The 18,199-nt window shown below is 67.6% G+C and carries 14 protein-coding genes and 5 tRNA genes; 16 read left to right on the top strand and 3 right to left on the bottom strand.

What is annotated here, in order from left to right:
- Positions 1 to 12 precede the first annotated feature (12 nt).
- The 10 genes from ACWA7K_RS10260 (at position 13) to ACWA7K_RS10215 (ending at position 10,197) form a co-directional block, all read left to right on the top strand.
- Complete coding sequence (locus ACWA7K_RS10260) at positions 13 to 3,204, top strand: efflux RND transporter permease subunit (protein ID WP_456168186.1); 3,192 nt, start codon at positions 13 to 15, stop codon at positions 3,202 to 3,204.
- A gap of 148 nt (positions 3,205 to 3,352) precedes the next feature.
- A tRNA-Leu gene (locus ACWA7K_RS10255) sits at positions 3,353 to 3,439 on the top strand.
- A 38-nt stretch (positions 3,440 to 3,477) separates the two neighbouring features.
- A complete protein-coding gene (gene tig, locus ACWA7K_RS10250) occupies positions 3,478 to 4,791 on the top strand; it encodes a trigger factor (protein WP_456168184.1) in 1,314 nt (437 codons plus the stop codon).
- 253 nt (positions 4,792 to 5,044) lie between these two features.
- A complete protein-coding gene (gene clpP / locus ACWA7K_RS10245) occupies positions 5,045 to 5,653 on the top strand; it encodes an ATP-dependent Clp endopeptidase proteolytic subunit ClpP (RefSeq protein ID WP_305747810.1) in 609 nt (202 codons plus the stop codon).
- A 97-nt stretch (positions 5,654 to 5,750) separates the two neighbouring features.
- Positions 5,751 to 7,019 carry an ATP-dependent Clp protease ATP-binding subunit ClpX gene (gene clpX, locus ACWA7K_RS10240; RefSeq protein WP_456168181.1) on the top strand — a complete coding sequence of 423 codons (1,269 nt, stop codon included), beginning with the start codon at positions 5,751 to 5,753 and terminating at the stop codon, positions 7,017 to 7,019.
- Between the two features lie 119 nt (positions 7,020 to 7,138).
- Positions 7,139 to 9,562: an endopeptidase La gene (gene lon / locus ACWA7K_RS10235; protein WP_456168179.1), complete on the top strand. Its 2,424-nt coding sequence runs from the start codon at positions 7,139 to 7,141 to the stop codon at positions 9,560 to 9,562.
- A gap of 115 nt (positions 9,563 to 9,677) precedes the next feature.
- Positions 9,678 to 9,753: transfer RNA gene (locus ACWA7K_RS10230), tRNA-Gly, on the top strand.
- Positions 9,754 to 9,827: 74 nt separating this feature from the next.
- Positions 9,828 to 9,901, top strand: a tRNA-Cys gene (locus ACWA7K_RS10225).
- 45 nt (positions 9,902 to 9,946) lie between these two features.
- Positions 9,947 to 10,022: transfer RNA gene (locus ACWA7K_RS10220), tRNA-Gly, on the top strand.
- Positions 10,023 to 10,108: 86 nt separating this feature from the next.
- Positions 10,109 to 10,197: transfer RNA gene (locus ACWA7K_RS10215), tRNA-Leu, on the top strand.
- Positions 10,198 to 10,214: 17 nt separating this feature from the next.
- On the opposite strand, the gene murI is transcribed toward ACWA7K_RS10215, so the two are convergent.
- Positions 10,215 to 11,048, bottom strand: a complete 834-nt coding sequence (gene murI, locus ACWA7K_RS10210) for a glutamate racemase (RefSeq protein WP_456168177.1) — start codon at positions 11,046 to 11,048, stop codon at positions 10,215 to 10,217.
- Between the two features lie 220 nt (positions 11,049 to 11,268).
- On the opposite strand from murI, the gene ACWA7K_RS10205 reads away from it, so the two are divergent.
- The 4 genes from ACWA7K_RS10205 to ACWA7K_RS10190 all read left to right on the top strand — a co-directional run bounded on the left by ACWA7K_RS10205 (position 11,269) and on the right by ACWA7K_RS10190 (position 15,853).
- Positions 11,269 to 12,018: an electron transfer flavoprotein subunit beta/FixA family protein gene (locus tag ACWA7K_RS10205; protein ID WP_456168175.1), complete on the top strand. Its 750-nt coding sequence runs from the start codon at positions 11,269 to 11,271 to the stop codon at positions 12,016 to 12,018.
- 1 nt (position 12,019) lies between these two features.
- Positions 12,020 to 12,949 (top strand): electron transfer flavoprotein subunit alpha/FixB family protein, encoded by a 930-nt coding sequence (locus ACWA7K_RS10200; RefSeq protein WP_456168173.1) that lies wholly within the window; start codon positions 12,020 to 12,022, stop codon positions 12,947 to 12,949.
- A gap of 148 nt (positions 12,950 to 13,097) precedes the next feature.
- Positions 13,098 to 14,888 carry an acyl-CoA dehydrogenase gene (locus ACWA7K_RS10195; protein ID WP_456168171.1) on the top strand — a complete coding sequence of 597 codons (1,791 nt, stop codon included), beginning with the start codon at positions 13,098 to 13,100 and terminating at the stop codon, positions 14,886 to 14,888.
- On the top strand, positions 14,888 to 15,853 hold the full coding sequence (locus tag ACWA7K_RS10190) for an NAD(P)H-dependent flavin oxidoreductase (protein ID WP_456168169.1): 966 nt from the start codon (positions 14,888 to 14,890) through the stop codon (positions 15,851 to 15,853). The genes ACWA7K_RS10195 and ACWA7K_RS10190 overlap by 1 nt, the downstream gene beginning before the upstream one ends.
- A 2-nt stretch (positions 15,854 to 15,855) precedes the next feature.
- On the opposite strand, the gene ACWA7K_RS10185 is transcribed toward ACWA7K_RS10190, so the two are convergent.
- The gene (locus ACWA7K_RS10185) at positions 15,856 to 16,098 is read right to left on the bottom strand and encodes an anti-sigma factor family protein (RefSeq protein ID WP_456168167.1); all 243 of its coding nucleotides are present in this window, start codon (positions 16,096 to 16,098) and stop codon (positions 15,856 to 15,858) included.
- An 8-nt stretch (positions 16,099 to 16,106) separates the two neighbouring features.
- The gene (locus ACWA7K_RS10180) at positions 16,107 to 16,667 is read right to left on the bottom strand and encodes a sigma-70 family RNA polymerase sigma factor (protein WP_456168165.1); all 561 of its coding nucleotides are present in this window, start codon (positions 16,665 to 16,667) and stop codon (positions 16,107 to 16,109) included.
- A 204-nt stretch (positions 16,668 to 16,871) separates the two neighbouring features.
- Here ACWA7K_RS10180 and ACWA7K_RS10175 point away from each other — a divergent pair, with 204 nt between their 5' ends.
- Positions 16,872 to 17,480 (top strand): Spy/CpxP family protein refolding chaperone, encoded by a 609-nt coding sequence (locus ACWA7K_RS10175; protein ID WP_456168163.1) that lies wholly within the window; start codon positions 16,872 to 16,874, stop codon positions 17,478 to 17,480.
- A 26-nt stretch (positions 17,481 to 17,506) separates the two neighbouring features.
- The gene (locus tag ACWA7K_RS10170) at positions 17,507 to 18,199 is read left to right on the top strand and encodes a response regulator transcription factor (protein WP_456168161.1); all 693 of its coding nucleotides are present in this window, start codon (positions 17,507 to 17,509) and stop codon (positions 18,197 to 18,199) included.

The raw sequence follows: 18,199 nt of genomic DNA, 5'->3' as shown, positions 1-18,199 counted from the left end.
GAGCGACACCCCATGCACACGCCCCATCCCGGCCACCAGGCCGACGTCGCCCCGCCGACCGCCAGCAGCGGTGAACACGGCGGCGGCTTCAACATCTCCCGCTGGGCGCTGGAACACCCGGCGCTGACCCGTTACCTGCTGATCGTGCTGACGGTGCTGGGCTTCAACGCCTACTTCCTGCTCGGCCAGGACGAGGACCCGCCGTTCACCTTCCGCGCCATGGTCGTGCAGGCCTTCTGGCCCGGCGCGACCGCGCAGCAGATGGCCGAACAGGTCACCGACAAGATCGAGAAGACGCTGCAGGAGGCGCCTTACCCCGACATCATCCGCAGCTACACCAAGCCGGGCGAGTCGCTGACGATCGTGCAGATCAAGGACAACTCGGCCCCGGCCGAGGTGCCGCAGGTCTGGTACCAGGTCCGCAAGCGCATCGGCGACATGCGCGCGACGCTGCCCGCCGGGGTCATCGGGCCGGTCTTCAACGACGATTTCGGCGATGTCTACGGGACGATCTTCGCGCTGTCGGCCGACGGCTTCTCGCCGGAAGAGCTGCGCGAGTTCGCCGACCGGGTCCGCGAGGACCTGCTGCGCGTGCCGTCGGTCGCCAAGGTCGAGCTGTTCGGCGTGCAGCCCGAGAAGCTGTTCGTCGAGCTGTCGGGCCGCCGGCTGGCCCAGCTCGGGCTGGACCTGAACCAGGTCATCGCGCAGATCGGCGCGCAGAACGCGGTCGAGGGCGCGGGCGTGCTCAACGCCGGCAGCCAGAACGTGCAGCTGCGCGTGGGCGGCCAGTTCAATTCGGTCGACGAGCTGTCGCGCCTGTCGATCCGGGCCGTCAACCCGGTCACCGGCGTGGCCAGCACGCTCAAGCTCGGCGATGTCGCGACGATCCGGCGCGGCACCGTCGACCCGCCGGCCGTCAAGGTGCGCCACCAGGGCCGCGAGGTCATCGCCATCGGCGTGTCGATGGGCAAGGGCGGCGACATCATCGCGCTGGGCAAGGCCCTGCAGGCCAAGGCCGGCGAGATCCGCCAGCAGCTGCCGGCCGGCATCGAGCTGTCGCAGATCCAGAACCAGCCGGATGCCGTGCAGCGCTCGGTCGGCGAGTTCGTCAAGGTGCTGATCGAGGCCGTCGTGGTCGTGCTGGCCGTGAGCTTCATCAGCCTGGGCCTGCACACGCGGCCGCTGCGCATCGACATCTGGCCCGGCATGGTGGTGGGCATCACGATCCCGGTGGTGCTGGCGATCACCTTCGTCACCATGTACTACTGGGGCGTCGGGCTGCACAAGATCTCGCTGGGCTCGCTGATCATCGCGCTGGGCCTGCTGGTCGACGACGCGATCATTGCGGTCGAGATGATGGTGCGCAAGCTGGAGGAGGGCTACGACCGCGTCTACGCCGCGACCTATGCCTACGACGCGACCGCCAAGCCAATGCTGACCGGCACGCTGATCACGGCGGCGGGTTTCCTGCCGATCGGGCTGGCCAAGTCGACGGTCGGCGAATACACCTTCGCGATCTTCGCGGTGACCTCGGCGGCGCTGCTGATCTCGTGGATCGTCTCGGTCTACTTCGTGCCCTACCTCGGCGCGCGGCTGCTGAAGGTCAAGCCGCACGCCGACCCGGACCAGCCGCACGAGCTGTTCGACACGCCGTTCTATACGCGCTTCCGCGCCACGGTGAACTGGTGCGTGCAGCACCGCTGGATCACGATCGGCCTGACGATCGCGGTGTTCGTCGCGGGTCTGGCCGGCATGGGCCGGGTCCAGCAGCAGTTCTTCCCGGATTCGAGCCGGCCGGAGATCCTGGTCGACCTGTGGCTGCCCGAAGGATCGACGATCCAGCAGAGCGACGCGCTGGCGCGCCGCTTCGAGGCCCGCATGGCGCAGGAGGCCGGCGTGGCCAGCGTGTCGACCTGGATCGGCAGTGGCGTGCCGCGCTTCTATCTGCCGCTCGACCAGGTCTTCCCGCAGACCAACGTCAGCCAGGCGATCGTGCTGCCCAAGGACCTGACCGAGCGCGAGGCGCTGCGCAAGCGCCTGCCGGCGATCCTGGCGGCCGAGTTCCCCGAGGCGCGCGGCCGCGTCAAGCTGCTGCCCAACGGCCCGCCGGTGCCGTATCCGGTGCAGTTCCGCGTCACCGGGCCGGACATCGCGGCGCTGCGCCACTGGGCCGACCAGGCCAAGGCGGTGCTGCGCACCAACCCGTCGATGCGCGGCGTCAACGACAACTGGAACGAGTCGATCCGGACCGTGCGTCTGGAGATCGACCAGGACAAGGCGCGTGCGCTGGGCGTGACCAGCCAGTCGATCGCCCAGGCCACCCGCATGCTGCTGAGCGGCACGACGGTGGGCCAGTACCGCGAGGGCGACAAGCTGATCGACGTGGTGATGCGTCAGCCGCAGGCCGAGCGCGACGCGCTGAGCGATCTCGAGTCGGCCTACGTGCCCACCAGCAGCGGCCGGGCCGTGCCGCTGACGCAGGTCGCGCGGCTGCAGCCGGCCTGGGAGCCGGGCGTGATCTGGCGCGAAGGGCGCCAGTACGCGATCACCGTCCAGGGCGATGTCGTCGAGGGCGTGCAGGGGCCGACCGTGTCGACCCAGCTGTGGCCGGACCTGATGAAGCTCAAGGCGCAGATGCCGCCGGGCTACGACATCCACTTGGCCGGCGCGGCCGAGGAGAGCAGCAAGGGTCAGGGCTCGATCGCCACCGGCGTGCCGATCATGCTGTTCATCATCTTCACGCTGCTGATGCTGCAGCTGCAGAGCTTCTCGCGCTCGCTGCTGGTGTTCCTGACCGGCCCGATGGGCATCGCCGGCGTGGCCGGTGCGCTGCTGCTGCTGAACCGGCCGTTCGGCTTCGTGGCGCTGCTGGGCGTGATCGCGCTGATGGGGATGATCATGCGCAACTCGGTCATCCTGATCGACCAGATCGAGTCCGACCGGGCCCGTGGCGTGCCGGCCTGGGACGCGATCGTCGAGTCGGCCGTGCGCCGCTTCCGCCCGATCGTGCTGACCGCCGCGGCGGCGGTGCTGGCGATGATCCCGCTGTCGCGCAGCGTCTTCTGGGGCCCGATGGCGGTGGCCATCATGGGCGGGCTGATCGTCGCGACCGGCCTGACGCTGCTGGCGCTGCCGGCGATGTACGCGGCCTGGTTCCGCGTCCGGCGTGAGCCGGCGTCCGGGCAGGCCCGCGCCGCCGGCTAGAATCGCGGGTTCACGGTTCGCCGTGGGGCGCACCTCGCAACGCCCGGAAAAGCCCCGCCCGCGACGGCGCCTCGTGCATCCGTCGAAGCCCCGGAGGCCCCGGGCGTGGCAGCAGGCCGGTCACCCCGCGGCAGCCGAATCAGGACACGCGCGGGTGGCGAAATGGGTAGACGCACCAGGTTTAGGTCCTGACGCCTTCACGGGCGTGCCGGTTCGAGTCCGGCTCCGCGCACCAGTTTTCCGACGAACAAGCAACCGAAAGAGCAGCAAGACATGGCCGTTACCGTGGAGACCCTCGAGAAGCTCGAGCGCCGCATCACCCTGACCCTGTCCGCCGAGGAACTCGGCAAGGAAGTCGATGCCCGCCTCAAGAAGCTGGCCCGCACCGTCAAGGCCGACGGCTTCCGCCCGGGCAAGGTGCCGATGAACGTCGTGGCCCAGCGCTACGGCTACTCGGTCCAGTACGAGGTCATGAACGACAAGGTCGGTCAGGCCTTCGCGACCGCCGCCAGCGAGGCGCAGCTGCGTGTCGCCGGCACGCCGCGCATCACCGAGAAGGAAGGCGCCGCCGATGGCCAGGTGTCCTTCGACGCGACCTTCGAGGTCTATCCGGAAGTCGTCCTGAACGACCTGTCGACGCTGGAGATCGAGCGTGTCTCGACCGAGGTGACCGACGTCGCGATCGACCGCACGCTGGAAATCCTGCGCAAGCAGCGCCGCACCTTCGCGATCCGCGCCCAGGGCGAGGCTGCGGCCGACGACGACCGCGTCACCATCGACTTCGCCGGCAAGATCGACGGCGAGCCGTTCGAGGGCGGCAAGGCCGAAGGCTTCCAGTTCATCCTGGGCGAAGGCCGCATGCTCGAAGCCTTCGAGAAGGCCGTGCGCGGCATGAAGGCGGGCGAGTCCAAGACCTTCCCGCTGGCCTTCCCCGAGGACTACCACGGCCAGGACGTGGCCGGCAAGGAAGCTGACTTCCTGGTCACGCTGACCCAGATCGAGGCGCAGAAGCTGCCGGAAGTCGACGCCGCCTTCGCCGAGTCGCTGGGCATCGCCGACGCCACGGTCGACGGCCTGCGCGCCGACATCAAGAAGAACCTCGAGCGCGAGGTCAAGTTCCGCGTCGCCGCCCGCAACAAGCAGGCCGTGATGGCCGCGCTGGAAAAGGCCGCCTCGTTCGACCTGCCCAAGGCGCTGGTCGACAACGAACTGGCCCGCCTGGTCGAGAGCGCCCGCAACGACCTGAAGCAGCGTGGCATCAAGGACGCCGACAAGGCCCCGATCCCGACCGAGATGTTCCAGCCGCAGGCCGAGCGCCGCGTCCGCCTGGGCCTGACGATCGCCGAGGTCGTGCGCGCCAACAACCTGTCGGCCACGATGGAGCAGATCAAGGCCCACGTCGACGAGATGGCCCAGAGCTACGAGCGCCCCGAGGAAGTGGTGCGCTGGTACTTCGGTGACCAGCAGCGTCTGGGCGAGGTCGAGGCCGTCGTGATCGAGGCCAACGTGACCGAGTTCGTCCTGGCCAAGGCCAAGGTCAACGACGTCGCGCTGCCCTTCGACGAGCTGATGGGCGCCGCCGCCTGACGGCCCGCCGCGATCCGGCCGGCGGTGCCCTGCGGCGCTGCGGCCGGTCCGCCTGGATGACAAGGGGCGCGAACAGCGCCCCTTGTCACATCCGGGGCGCTTGGGATCGACCGAGGGCCTCTCCGGGCAATCGTATGATGCCCCTCCACCCGGGATCAGGGACCCCGGGCGACACGTCCGCGCCGTTCACGCGGGGGTGCCGCGCCTCCCCATCATTCAATCCGGCGGCCGCGGCCGCCTCAGGGTCAGAAACATGAGCGCACTCGATACGAACAATCTGGGCCTGGTCCCCATCGTCGTCGAACAGTCCGGCCGCGGCGAGCGGTCCTACGACATCTACTCGCGCCTGCTGCGCGAGCGCGTGATCTTCCTGGTCGGCCCGGTCAACGACCAGACCGCCAACCTGGTCGTCGCGCAGCTGCTGTTTCTCGAAAGCGAGAACCCGGACAAGGACATCTCGCTGTACATCAACTCGCCCGGCGGCAGCGTCAGCGCCGGCATGTCGATCTACGACACGATGCAGTTCATCAAGCCGCAGGTCTCGACGCTGTGCATGGGCCTGGCGGCCAGCATGGGCGCTTTCCTGCTGACGGCCGGCGCCAAGGGCAAGCGTTTTGCGCTGCCGAACTCCAAGATCATGATCCACCAGCCGCTGGGCGGCGCCCAGGGTCAGGCGACCGACATCGAGATCCACGCCCGCGAGATCCTGAAGACGCGCGAGCAGCTCAACAAGATCCTGGCCGAGCGCAGCGGCCAATCGCTGGAAAAGATCCAGAACGACACCGAGCGCGACTATTTCATGTCGGCCGACGAGGCGCAGACTTACGGCCTGATCGACCAGGTCATCAGCAAGCGCGCCTGAGTGCGGGGCGCCGCCGCCGGCCTGGCCCGGCGCGGCGTCGCCAGGGCCCAAGCGGCCGTGTCCTATCATCCATTCGCACTTCACTAGGCAGTCCTCCATGCCCGACAAAAAAGGCTCCTCCGGCGACAAGATCCTGTACTGCTCGTTCTGCGGGAAGAGTCAGCACGAGGTCAAGAAGCTGATCGCCGGTCCGTCGGTCTTCATCTGCGACGAGTGCATCGAGCTGTGCAACGAGATCATCCGCGACGAGGTGCCGCCGACCGAGGCCGGCGCCAAGGCTGCGCGCGGCGAACTGCCGGTGCCCAGCGAGATCAAGGATCTGCTCGACCAGTACGTGATCGGCCAGGACTCCGCCAAGCGCGCGCTGTCGGTGGCCGTCTACAACCACTACAAGCGCCTGAAGCACATGGGCGAGAAGCCCAAGGATGACGTCGAGCTCGCCAAGAGCAACATCCTGCTGATCGGCCCGACCGGCTCGGGCAAGACGCTGCTGGCGCAAACGCTGGCGCGGATGCTCAACGTGCCGTTCGTGATCGCCGATGCGACCACGCTGACGGAAGCCGGCTACGTCGGCGAGGACGTCGAGAACATCATCCAGAAGCTGCTGCAGAACTGCAATTACGAGGTCGAGCGGGCCCAGCGCGGCATCGTCTACATCGACGAGATCGACAAGATCTCGCGCAAGGCCGACAACCCGTCCATCACCCGCGACGTGTCGGGCGAGGGCGTGCAGCAGGCGCTGCTGAAGCTGGTCGAAGGCACGATGGCGAGCGTCCCGCCGCAGGGCGGTCGCAAGCATCCGAACCAGGATTTCCTGCAGATCGACACGACCAACATCCTGTTCATCTGCGGCGGCGCGTTCGACGGTCTGGAAAAGGTCATCGCCAATCGCTCCGAGAAGTCGGGCATCGGCTTCGGTGCCGCGGTGCGCAGCAAGAGCGAGCGCAGCGTCTCGGAGATCTTCCGCGAGATCGAACCCGAGGATCTGGTCAAGTTCGGGATCATCCCCGAGCTGGTCGGCCGTCTGCCGGTCATCGCCACTCTGGGCGAGCTGACCGAGGACGCGCTGGTGCAGATCCTCACCGAGCCCAAGAACGCATTGGTCAAGCAGTACCAGCGCCTGTTCTCGATGGATGGCGTCGAACTGGAGATCCGCCCGTCGGCGCTCAACGCGATCGCCACCAAGGCACTCAAGCGCAAGACCGGCGCGCGCGGCCTGCGCTCGATCGTCGAGCAGGCGCTGCTCGACACGATGTTCGAGCTGCCCGCGCTGGACGGCGTGGCCAAGGTCGTGGTCGACGAAGGGACGATCCAGGACAACGCCAAGCCGCTGCTGGTCTACCGCGAACAGAAGGCCAGCGCCTGAACGGAACGAACGGCCCGAGGGGCTGAACGGCGTGCATCCGGCGGTCATGAACCGTCGGATCGCCGCCCTTGCAAATGATGTCTGCGCGCCCACATGGAAACGCAGAAAGAGAGGTTCTGATGTCAGGTCACCCCATCCTCCCCGCCGACCCCATCAAGCTCCCGCTGCTGCCGCTGCGTGATGTGGTCGTCTTCCCGCACATGGTCATCCCGCTGTTCGTCGGGCGTCCGAAGTCCATCAAGGCGCTGGAAGCCGCGATGGAAGCCGGTCGCCAGATCATGCTGGTGGCCCAGAAGGCTGCCGGCAAGGACGAGCCCAAGCCCGAGGACATGTTCGAGACGGGTTGTGTCTCCAACATCCTGCAGATGCTGAAGCTGCCCGACGGCACCGTGAAGGTGCTGGTCGAGGGCCTGCAGCGCGCCAACACCACCGCGATCGACGATGCCGGCGAGTTCTTCACCGCCGACCTGGTGCCGGTGCCGCCACCCGACCAGGGTTCGCCCGAGATCGAGGCGCTGCGCCGTGCCGTGACGCAGCAGTTCGACCAGTACGTCAAGCTCAACAAGAAGATCCCGCCGGAGATCCTGACCTCCATCGCGGGCATCGACGATGCCGGCCGTCTGGCCGACACCATCGCCGCGCATCTGCCGCTCAAGCTCGAGAGCAAGCAGGCGATCCTCGACCTGGTCGAGGTCTCCAAGCGGCTGGAAAAGCTGCTCGAACTGCTCGAGCACGAGGTCGACATCCTGCAGGTCGAGAAGCGCATCCGTGGCCGCGTCAAGCGCCAGATGGAGAAGAGCCAGCGCGAGTACTACCTCAACGAGCAGGTCAAGGCGATCCAGAAGGAGCTGGGCGAGGGCGAGGAAGGTGCCGATCTCGACGAGCTCGAGAAGAAGGTGATCTCCGCGCGCATGCCCAAGGAAGCGCGCAAGAAGGCCGATGCCGAGCTGAAGAAGCTCAAGCTGATGTCGCCGATGTCGGCCGAGGCCACGGTCGTGCGCAACTACATCGACACGCTGGTCAACCTGCCCTGGGCCAAGAAGAGCAAGGTCAAGCACGACCTGCCGCTGGCCGAGGAGGTGCTCAACGAGGATCACTACGGCCTCGAGAAGGTCAAGGAACGCATCCTCGAATACCTCGCGGTGCAGCAGCGCGTCGACAAGGTCAAGGCGCCGATCCTGTGCCTCGTCGGCCCTCCGGGCGTGGGCAAGACCTCGCTCGGCCAGAGCGTGGCACGCGCGACCGGCCGCAAGTTCGTCCGCATGGCGCTGGGCGGCGTGCGCGACGAAGCCGAGATCCGCGGCCACCGCCGCACGTACATCGGCTCGATGCCGGGCAAGGTGCTGCAGAGCCTGGGCAAGGTCGGCGTGCGCAATCCGCTGTTCCTGCTCGACGAGATCGACAAGCTGGGCATGGATTTCCGCGGCGACCCGTCGTCAGCGCTGCTGGAGGTGCTGGATCCCGAGCAGAACCACACCTTTGCGGACCACTACGTCGAGGTCGACTTCGACCTGTCGGACGTGATGTTCGTGGCGACCTCGAACTCGCTGAACATCCCGCCGGCGCTGCTGGACCGGATGGAGGTGATCCGCCTGTCGGGTTACACCGAGGACGAGAAGGTCTCGATCGCACAGCGCTACCTGCTGCCGAAGCAGCGCAAGAACAACGGCGTGGCCGATGCCGAGCTTGATGTCAGCGAGGACGCGGTGCGGGCCATCATCCGCTACTACACCCGTGAAGCGGGCGTGCGGTCGCTGGAACGCGAGATCTCGAAGATCTGCCGCAAGGTCGTCAAGGGCCTGTCGCTGAAGAAGTACGTGGGCACCGTGCAGGTGACCGGCGACAACATCGGCGACTTCCTGGGCGTGCGTCGCTACAGCTTCGGTCAGGCCGAGAAGCAGGACCAGGTCGGGCAGGTCAACGGGCTTGCCTGGACCGAGGTCGGCGGTGATCTGCTGACGATCGAGGCGACGGTCATGCCAGGCAAGGGCGGGATCATCCGCACCGGCTCGCTGGGCGACGTGATGAAGGAATCGGTCGAGGCGGCCCGTACGGTGGTGCGCAGCCGCGCCCAGCGTCTGGGCATCAAGGACGAACTGTTCGAGAAGCGCGACATCCACATTCACGTCCCCGACGGCGCGACGCCCAAGGACGGACCGAGTGCGGGTGCCGCGATGACGACGGCGTTCGTGTCGGCACTGACGGGCATCCCGGTCCGGGCCGATGTCGCGATGACCGGCGAGATCACGCTGCGTGGCGAAGTCACCGAGATCGGCGGCCTGAAGGAGAAGCTGCTGGCGGCCCACCGCGGTGGCATCAAGACGGTGCTGATTCCGGAAGAGAACGCCAAGGACCTCGCGGAGATCCCGGACAACGTCAAGAGCCAGCTCGAGATCGTGCCGGTCAAGTGGATCGACAAGGTCCTCGAGATCGCGCTGACGCGTGCGCCGGTTGCGCTGCCGGAGGAAGAGGTCAAGGTCGAGGACGCCAAGCCGGCCGCCGACGGCGCCGCGCCGGTAGTCACCGACGCGACGAAACACTGAAGCCAAGAAAATCGGCCGAGGGGCTTGCGCGCCTCGCCGATTTCCTCCTATACTTTAGGTCTCGATGCAGTGCAGTGAACGCAATCACTTGCGGCGCTGAACGGCGAAGATAAATGCGGGAATAGCTCAGTTGGTAGAGCGCAACCTTGCCAAGGTTGAGGTCGCGAGTTCGAGTCTCGTTTCCCGCTCCAGATTTCGGCAGTGTCACGGTTTCAACGGCTCAAGAGGCCGAAGAATCTTGATGAAGTTGTCCAGTCGAGCCCGCGGCGCGGTAGCAAAGCGGTTATGCAGCGGATTGCAAATCCGTCCAGGGTGGTTCGACTCCACTCCGCGCCTCCAGAATCTCTGTGGGTCAGGGGCTCGGCGATCAGTTGAAGAGTTTGTGCGGGAATAGCTCAGTTGGTAGAGCGCAACCTTGCCAAGGTTGAGGTCGCGAGTTCGAGTCTCGTTTCCCGCTCCAGTCAAAGTGCGACAAGGCCGTCCGTGTGACGGCCTTGTGCCTTTTCAGCGGCAGATTTTCGGGATACTCCGGTCTGTCGGACCGCCGCCCGGGTGGTGAAACCGGTAGACACAGCGGACTTAAAATCCGCGGCCTTTCGCAGGGCGTACGGGTTCGAGTCCCGTCCTGGGCACCAGCACGCGGTCAAGCGTTTCAGTCAGACGGCGTTGCGGCCGTCGCCCAGCGTGCGGGCAACGGCCTGGCCTCCCGGCGCTCGTTCAGCCAGCGATCGCAGGCTTGCGTCAGCCGCAGAGGATCCCCGCTGCTCCAGAGCGCCAGGCGAGCGTCATCCTTCGAGATGCGCTGCTGCCGAGGCAGCAGATCCAGCGTCCGCCTCGCGATGGCCTCCGAGGTGTCGATCAGCTCGACGTCCGGCTCGAACTGTCGGGCGATCAGGTCGGCGACCAGCGGGTAGTGCGTGCATCCCAGCACCACCGTGTCGACGCCGGCCTCGCGCAACGGCGCACAGCACCGCTCGACGCAGTGCCGCACCTCGTCGCTGTCAAGGGCGTGGTTCTCGATCGCCGCCGCCAACCCGACGCCCGCCTGCAAGGTCAGCTCGACGTGGTCGGCGTGGGCTTGCGCGAGCAACTGGAACCGATCGCTGGCCAGCGTGGCCTCGGTCGCCAGCACGCCGATGCGTCCGTGGCGGCTGCGTTGGGCGGCCGGCTTGATGCCGGGCTCGACGCCGACGATCGGCAGACCGGGGTGCGCCTCCCGCAACGCGCGAACGGCGGCGGCGGTCGCGGTGTTGCAGGCGACGACGAGCAGGTCGATCCGCTGTTCGACCAGGAAGTCGGCAATGTCCAGCGAGCGCCTGACGATGAAGTCGACCGGCTTGTCGCCATAGGGAGCGTGTCCGGAATCCGCGACATACACGAACTGCACATCGTCGCGCAGCTGGCGCAGACAACGCAGCACCGACAGGCCACCCAAGCCGGAATCGAACACGCCGATGCGGGGTGATGCGGGCGAAACAGGGCTCATGCGCTCGTGCGGGTGTCCAGGGAAGCGGGCGCGCGGAGTCTAACAACCGGCCGGAAAGCGACGGATCGGGGATGGGGCGGACCGCCCTTCTTGCCCATCGCTTGGCTTTCAATCTAAAATAGCACGATCGTTCGTTTATGTTTCATGAACGCGACAACACGTTGACGCAGCCTCATAGAATGCCGGCCGTGATTCAACACAGGCCATTGGAGAGAGACCGATGAAAGCACTCGTCCCCGTCAAGCGGGTGGTCGACTACAACGTCAAGGTGCGCGTCAAGAGCGACGGCACGGGCGTGGACATCGCCAACGTCAAGATGAGCATGAACCCGTTCGACGAGATCGCGATCGAGGAAGCCGTGCGACTCAAGGAGAAGGGCGTCGTGACCGAGGTCATCGCCGTCTCCTGCGGCGTCACCCAGTGCCAGGAAACGCTGCGCACCGCGATGGCGATCGGCGCCGACCGCGCCATCCACGTCGAGACCGACGCCGAACTGCAGCCGCTGGCCGTCGCCAAGCTGCTGAAGGCGCTGGTCGACAAGGAACAGCCCGGTCTCGTGATCCTCGGCAAGCAAGCCATTGATGACGACTGCAACCAGACCGGCCAGATGCTGGCCGCGCTGGCGAACCTGCCGCAAGCCACGTTCGCGTCGAAGGTGGAAGTGGCCGACGGCAAGGCCACGGTCACCCGCGAGATCGACGGCGGCCTGGAGACGCTGAGCCTGTCGCTGCCGGCCGTCATCACGACCGACCTGCGCCTGAACGAGCCGCGCTACGTGACGCTGCCCAACATCATGAAGGCGAAGAAGAAGCCGCTGGACAAGGTGACGCCCGGCGACCTGGGCGTGGACGTCACGCCGCGGCTGAAGACCTTGAAGGTGGCCGAGCCCGCGGGCCGCAAGGCCGGCATCAAGGTGGCCGACGTGGCCGCGCTGGTCGACAAGCTCAAGAACGAAGCGAAGGTGATCTGAGATGGCTGTCCTCGTCATTGCCGAACACGACAACAACACGCTCAAGCCCGCGACGCTCAACGTCGTCAGCGCCGCCGCGAAGCTGGGTGAGGTCCACATCCTGGTCGCCGGCCACAACGCGGCTGCGGTGGCTCAGCAGGCGAGCCAGGTCGCTGGCGTCGCCAAGGTGGTCCATGCCGATGGCGCCAGTCTGGCGCACGGGCTGGCCGAGTCGCTGGCCCCGCAGGTTGTCGGCCTGGCCGGTGGCTACAGCCACATCCTGTTCCCGGCCACGGCGGGCGGCAAGAACACCGCGCCGCGCGTGGCCGCCTTGCTGGACGTCGCCCAGATCAGCGACATCACCGCCGTCATCAGCGCCGACACCTTCGAGCGCCCGATCTACGCCGGCAACGCGATCGCGACGGTGCAGAGCGCCGATGCGGTCAAGGTGATCACCGTGCGCGGCACCGCCTTCGATGCGGCCGCCTCGACCGGTGGCAGCGCCGCCATCGAGACCGTGGCTGCTGCGGCCGACTCGGGGTCAAGCAGCTACATCGGCAGCGAAATCGCCAAGAACGATCGCCCTGAACTGACCGCCGCCAAGATCATCGTGTCGGGTGGCCGTGCGCTGGGCAGCAGCGACAAGTTCAATGAAGTGCTGACCCCGCTGGCCGACAAGCTCGGAGCGGCCCTCGGCGCCAGCCGCGCGGCTGTCGATGCGGGCTATGCGCCCAACGATTGGCAGGTCGGCCAGACCGGCAAGATCGTCGCGCCGCAGCTCTACATCGCCGCCGGCATCAGCGGCGCGATCCAGCATCTGGCGGGCATGAAGGACTCCAAGGTGATCGTCGCGATCAACAAGGATCCGGAAGCGCCGATCTTCTCGGTCGCCGACTACGGCCTGGAAGCGGACCTGTTCGCGGCCGTGCCCGAGCTGGTCAAGGCGCTCTGATCGACGTGGCCTGAGACCGGCCACCACCGGGGCGCCCAGCGGCAACGTTGCGGCGCCCCTTTCATGTCCGCACCCTGTCAGCTCGATCCGCGAGCCTCGCTGGTTCGCCCCTCCCGAATCCCATACCAAACGCACCGGAGACCGTGCCATGACCTACCGCGCCCCCGTCAAGGATTTCCTGTTCGGACTGAAGGAACTCGCCGGCCTTGAGCAGCTGACGAAGATCCCGGCGTTCGAGGAGGCCGGCCTGGAAACGGCTGCGGCCGTGCTGGAGGAAAGTGCGCGCCTGAACGAGGACGTCGTCGCGCCGCTGAACTGGGAAGGCGACAAGAACCCGTCGTTCTTCAAGGACGGCCAGGTCACGACGACGCCCGGCTTCAAGGACGCCTTCCGGCAGTTCGCAGAAGGCGGTTGGCAGGGACTGCAGCACCCGCCGGAGTTCGGTGGCCAGGGCCTGCCCAAGGCGATTGGCGCGGCCTGCATCGAGATGCTCAACAGCGCCAACCTGAGCTTCGCGCTGTGCCCGCTGCTGACCGACGGCGCGATCGAGGCGCTGCTGACCGCCGGTACCGACGAACAGAAGGCGACCTACATCCCGCCGATGATCGAAGGCCGCTGGACCGGCACGATGAACCTCACCGAGCCGCAGGCCGGCTCCGATCTGGCGGCGGTGCGCAGTCGCGCCGAGCCGCAGCCCGACGGCACCTACAAGATCTTCGGCACCAAGATCTTCATCACCTACGGCGAACACGACATGGCCGAGAACATCGTCCACCTCGTGCTGGCGCGGGTGGTCGGTGCGCCTGAGGGCGTCAAGGGCATCAGCCTGTTCATCGTGCCCAAGTTCATGGTGAATGCCGACGGCAGCCTGGGCGCGCGCAACGACGTCCATTGCGTGTCGATCGAACACAAGATGGGCATCAAGGCCAGCCCGACCGCCGTGCTGCAGTACGGCGATCACGGCGGCGCGGTCGGCTACCTGGTGGGCCAGGAGAACCGCGGCCTGGAGTACATGTTCATCATGATGAACGCGGCCCGCTACGCGGTCGGCATCCAGGGCATCGCGGTGGCGGACCGGGCCTATCAGAAGGCCGTCCAGTACGCCCGTGACCGCGTGCAGTCGCGCCCGGTCGACGGCTCGCTGCCGACGGCCGGCGCGATCATCCACCACCCCGACGTGCGCCGCATGCTGATGACGATGCGCGCGCTCAGCGAGGGCTGCCGCGCGCTGGCGCTGGTGGCCGGGGCCGCCTACGACGCCGCGCACCACCATCCCGATGCCGACACGCGCCGCGTGAACCAGGCGTTCTACGAGTTCATGGTGCCGCTGGTGAAGGGCTACAGCACCGAGATGAGCCTGGAGGTCACGAGCCTGGGCGTGCAGGTCCACGGCGGCATGGGCTTCATCGAGGAGACCGGCGCGGCGCAGTACTACCGCGACGCCAAGATCCTGACGATCTACGAGGGCACGACCGCCATCCAGGCCAACGACCTGATCGGCCGCAAGACCGCCCGCGACGGCGGGCAGACCGCCAAGGCCATCGCCGGCCAGATCGAGGTGACGGAGGCCGCGCTCGCCGCCCATTCGAGCGCGGCGGCGCAGGCCTATGCGCGCCGCCTGAAGGCCGCCCGCGAGGCCTTCGTCGAGGTGGTCGACTTCGTCGCCGGTCGTACCAAGGCTCATCCGAACGAGGTCTTCGCCGGTTCGGTCAACTACCTGATGCTGGCCGGCAACCTGATGGCCGGCTGGCAGATGGGCCGTGCGCTGCTGGCCGCCGAGGACGCCATCAACGAGGGCGACGACGTGCCCTTCATGCAGGCCAAGATCGCCACCGCGCGCTTCTATGGCGACCACATCCTGACGCGGGTGCCCGGACTGCGCGACAGCGTGGTCGACGGCGGCGAGTCGGTCTGCGCCCTGTCGCTGGAGGCCTTCTGATGTCGCTGCCCGCCCTGTTCGACAAGCTGCGCCTGCCGGTCATCGGCTCGCCCCTCTTCATCATCAGCAACCCGAAGCTGGTGATCGCGCAATGCCAGGCCGGCATCATCGGTTCGATGCCGGCGCTCAACGCCCGCCCGGCCTCGCAACTCGACGAGTGGCTGGCCGAGATCACCGAGGCGCTGGCGGCCTGGGATGCGGCGCATCCGGACACGCCGGCCGCCCCGTTCGCGATCAACCAGATCGTCCACAAGAGCAACGACCGCCTCGAACAGGACCTGGAGGTCTGCGCCCGTTACAAGGTGCCGCTGGTGATCACCAGCCTGGGCGCGCGCGAGGACCTGAACCGGGCCGTGCACAGCTGGGGCGGGCTGGTGATGCACGACATCATCAACAACGCCTTCGCGCACAAGGCCATCGACAAGGGCGCCGACGGGCTGATCGCCGTGGCGGCGGGGGCGGGCGGCCATGCCGGCACCAAGAGCCCGTTCGCGCTGATCCAGGAGATCCGCCAGTGGTTCGACGGCCCGCTGGCGCTGTCGGGCTCGATCGCCAGCGGCGGCGCGGTGCTGGCCGCGCAGGCGATGGGCGCGGACCTGGCCTACATCGGCTCGGCCTTCATCGCCACCGACGAGGCCCGCGCGAGCGACGCCTACAAGCAGTGCATCGTCGACAGCAACAGCGACGACATCGTCTACAGCAGCCTGTTCACGGGCGTGCACGGCAACTACCTGAAGCCGTCCATCCGCGCCGCCGGCATGGATCCGGACGCGCTGCCCGAGGCCGATCCGAGCAAGATGAACTTCGGTGGCGACGCGAAGAAGGCGTGGAAGGACATCTGGGGCTGCGGCCAGGGCATCGGCGCGATCGACCGCGTGGTGCCGGCGGCCGAGCGGGTGCGTCAGCTGGCCGAGGAGTACGCGGCGGCGCGCCAGCGTCTTGACCGGCTCGGCCGGGCGGGCTGAACTCAGCGGCGGTCGTTGCCGGGATCGGCGTCCGGACCGGCGCCGGGGTCGTCTCCGGCGTCGCGGTAGGACCGCCAGCGGTCCATCGCGTCGCGCATCAGGCGGGTCTGGCGCACGAAGGTCGGGCAGGCCCGACAGACCCACAGGTGCAGGCGCAAGCCCACGCGTTCACCCATCGCCAGCGGGCGGTCTTCTGCGGCCAGCACCAGGCGGGTGGCTTCTCGGCAATCGATCTTCAGTCGCATGGTGTCGTTCACCGGCCGGCAGGGGCCGTCGCAAACCAGCTGGACTGCAGGCACTCGCGCAGGCGGAGCCGGGCGCGGTGCAGCAGCACGAACAGGTTGGTCGAGCTGATGCCCAATTGCTGACACACCTCGTCGGTCTCCAGGCCCAGCCATTCCCGCATCAGGAAGACCTGGCCCTGCTGGCCGGGCAGGTGTTCGACGCAGGCGTCCAGCACCGCGAAGAACTGCCGCTGGCCGAGCGTGGCCTCCGGGTTGCCCCAGTCGGCCGGCGCTTCCTGCCAGTGGCCGTCGGGCTTGAACAGCAGCTCGTCGAGGTCTTCCGCGTCCTCGCGCGTGGACGAGATCTCGCGGCCGTGGCGGCGGATCTGGTCGATCAGCTTGTGCTTGAGGATGCCGATCAGCCAGGTCTTGAGCTGGCTCTGGCCGCTGAAGGACTGCGGTTTCTCCAGCGCCACCAGCATCGTCTCGGAGACGGCGTCCTCGGCCCAGGCCTCGTTGCGCAGCTGCTTGCGGGCGTAGCGCATCAGCGGCTCGCGCAGGGTCTTCAGCTGGTCGGCAAGGTCGGTCATCGTGGTCGTGAGGTGAGAGGCCGGCGGAGTGTACGGAACCCGACTCGTGGCGTGAAAAGAAACGAAACACGCCGATACGGCGCTGCAAGGACGCCACGTCGACCCGTCGGCAACATCCCTTCCATCGATCCACACCGCAGCCGCTGCGACGCAGCGCCGGGCCGATCGCACCGGACCACCAACCGTCCCGAAAGGATGTTCCCCATGAAGACCTGGAAACAACGCAGCCTGACCGTCCTGGCCACCACCGCTCTCTCGTTCGGCCTGATCGGCGCCGCCGGCCCTGTGCTGGCCGCCCCGATGGGCATGGACGGCGGCCCGATGGGCATGATGGGCATGGGCCACGGCCATCGCGGCCCGATGAACGAGGCCGATCACCAGAAGATGCGCGACCGCATGCTCGACCGCGCCACGACCCAGCTCAAGCTCGACGATGCCCAGAAGGCCCGCCTGGGCAAGCTGCTGGACACGCTGCACGCCCAGCGCCAGGCGCTGCAGGCGGCCGGCTCGTCGGCGGCCGCCGCGCCGAAGGCGGGTGAGGCCGCCAAGCCGGCCAGCCCGCGCGACGACCTGCAGGCGCTGATCGCCGGCAACCGCTTCGACAAGGCCAAGGCCCAGCAGCAGGCCGACGCGAAGGCGCAGGCGATCCAGAAGTCCAGCCCCGAGGTGATCGCCGCCGCCGCCGACTTCTTCGACAACCTGAAGCCCGAGCAGCAGGCCCAGGTGCGCGAGTTCCTGGCGCGCGGTCCGGGCCGTGGTGGTCATGACGGCCATGACGGCCACGGTGACCGCCGTGGCGGGCGTGGCGGCTGAGCCTGCCGCTCTGGGATCATCCGGCCATGCACCGACTGCTCCTGATCGACGACGACCAGCATCTGGCCGCACCGCTGGCCACCTACCTCCAGCGCTATGACCTGGCGCTGGACCATGCCGACCGGCCCAGTGCCGGTCTGGCACGGCTGGCGGCGGTGCGTTATGACGCGGTGATCCTCGACGTGATGCTGCCGGAGATGGACGGCTTCGCGGTCTGCCGCGAGATCCGCAAGACCAGCGACATCCCGATCCTGATGCTGACCGCGCGCGGTGACGTGATGGACCGGGTGATCGGCCTCGAACTGGGCGCCGACGACTACCTGCCCAAGCCCTTCGAGCCGCGCGAACTGGCGGCCCGTCTGCAGACCATCCTGCGCCGCCAGCGGGCCGATCGGCATGACGCCGACCACGGCCCGGTGCAGCTCGCGTTCGACGGCCTGACGATCCATTTCGAGCGCCGGCAGGTGCAGGTCCACGGCCGCGAGGTCGAGCTGACCGGCACCGAGTTCGAGCTGCTGGGCCTGCTCGCGCGCGAGCCGCAGAAGGTCTTCAGCCGCGACGACATCCTGACCCGGCTGCGCGGCCAGGAGGCCGAGCTCTACACGCGCGCGGTCGACATCCTCGTCAGCCGGCTGCGCAAGAAACTCGAACCGCTGGACTGCATCAAGACCGTGCGCAACGCCGGCTATGCCTTCGCGGCGGCCCGCCTGACGGAGTGA

This window comes from Leptothrix mechoopdaensis (SeqCode), from assembly GCF_053893855.1.
Note: the sequence above shows the minus strand (reverse complement) of the source record. Positions and strands in the feature narration are given on the sequence as shown.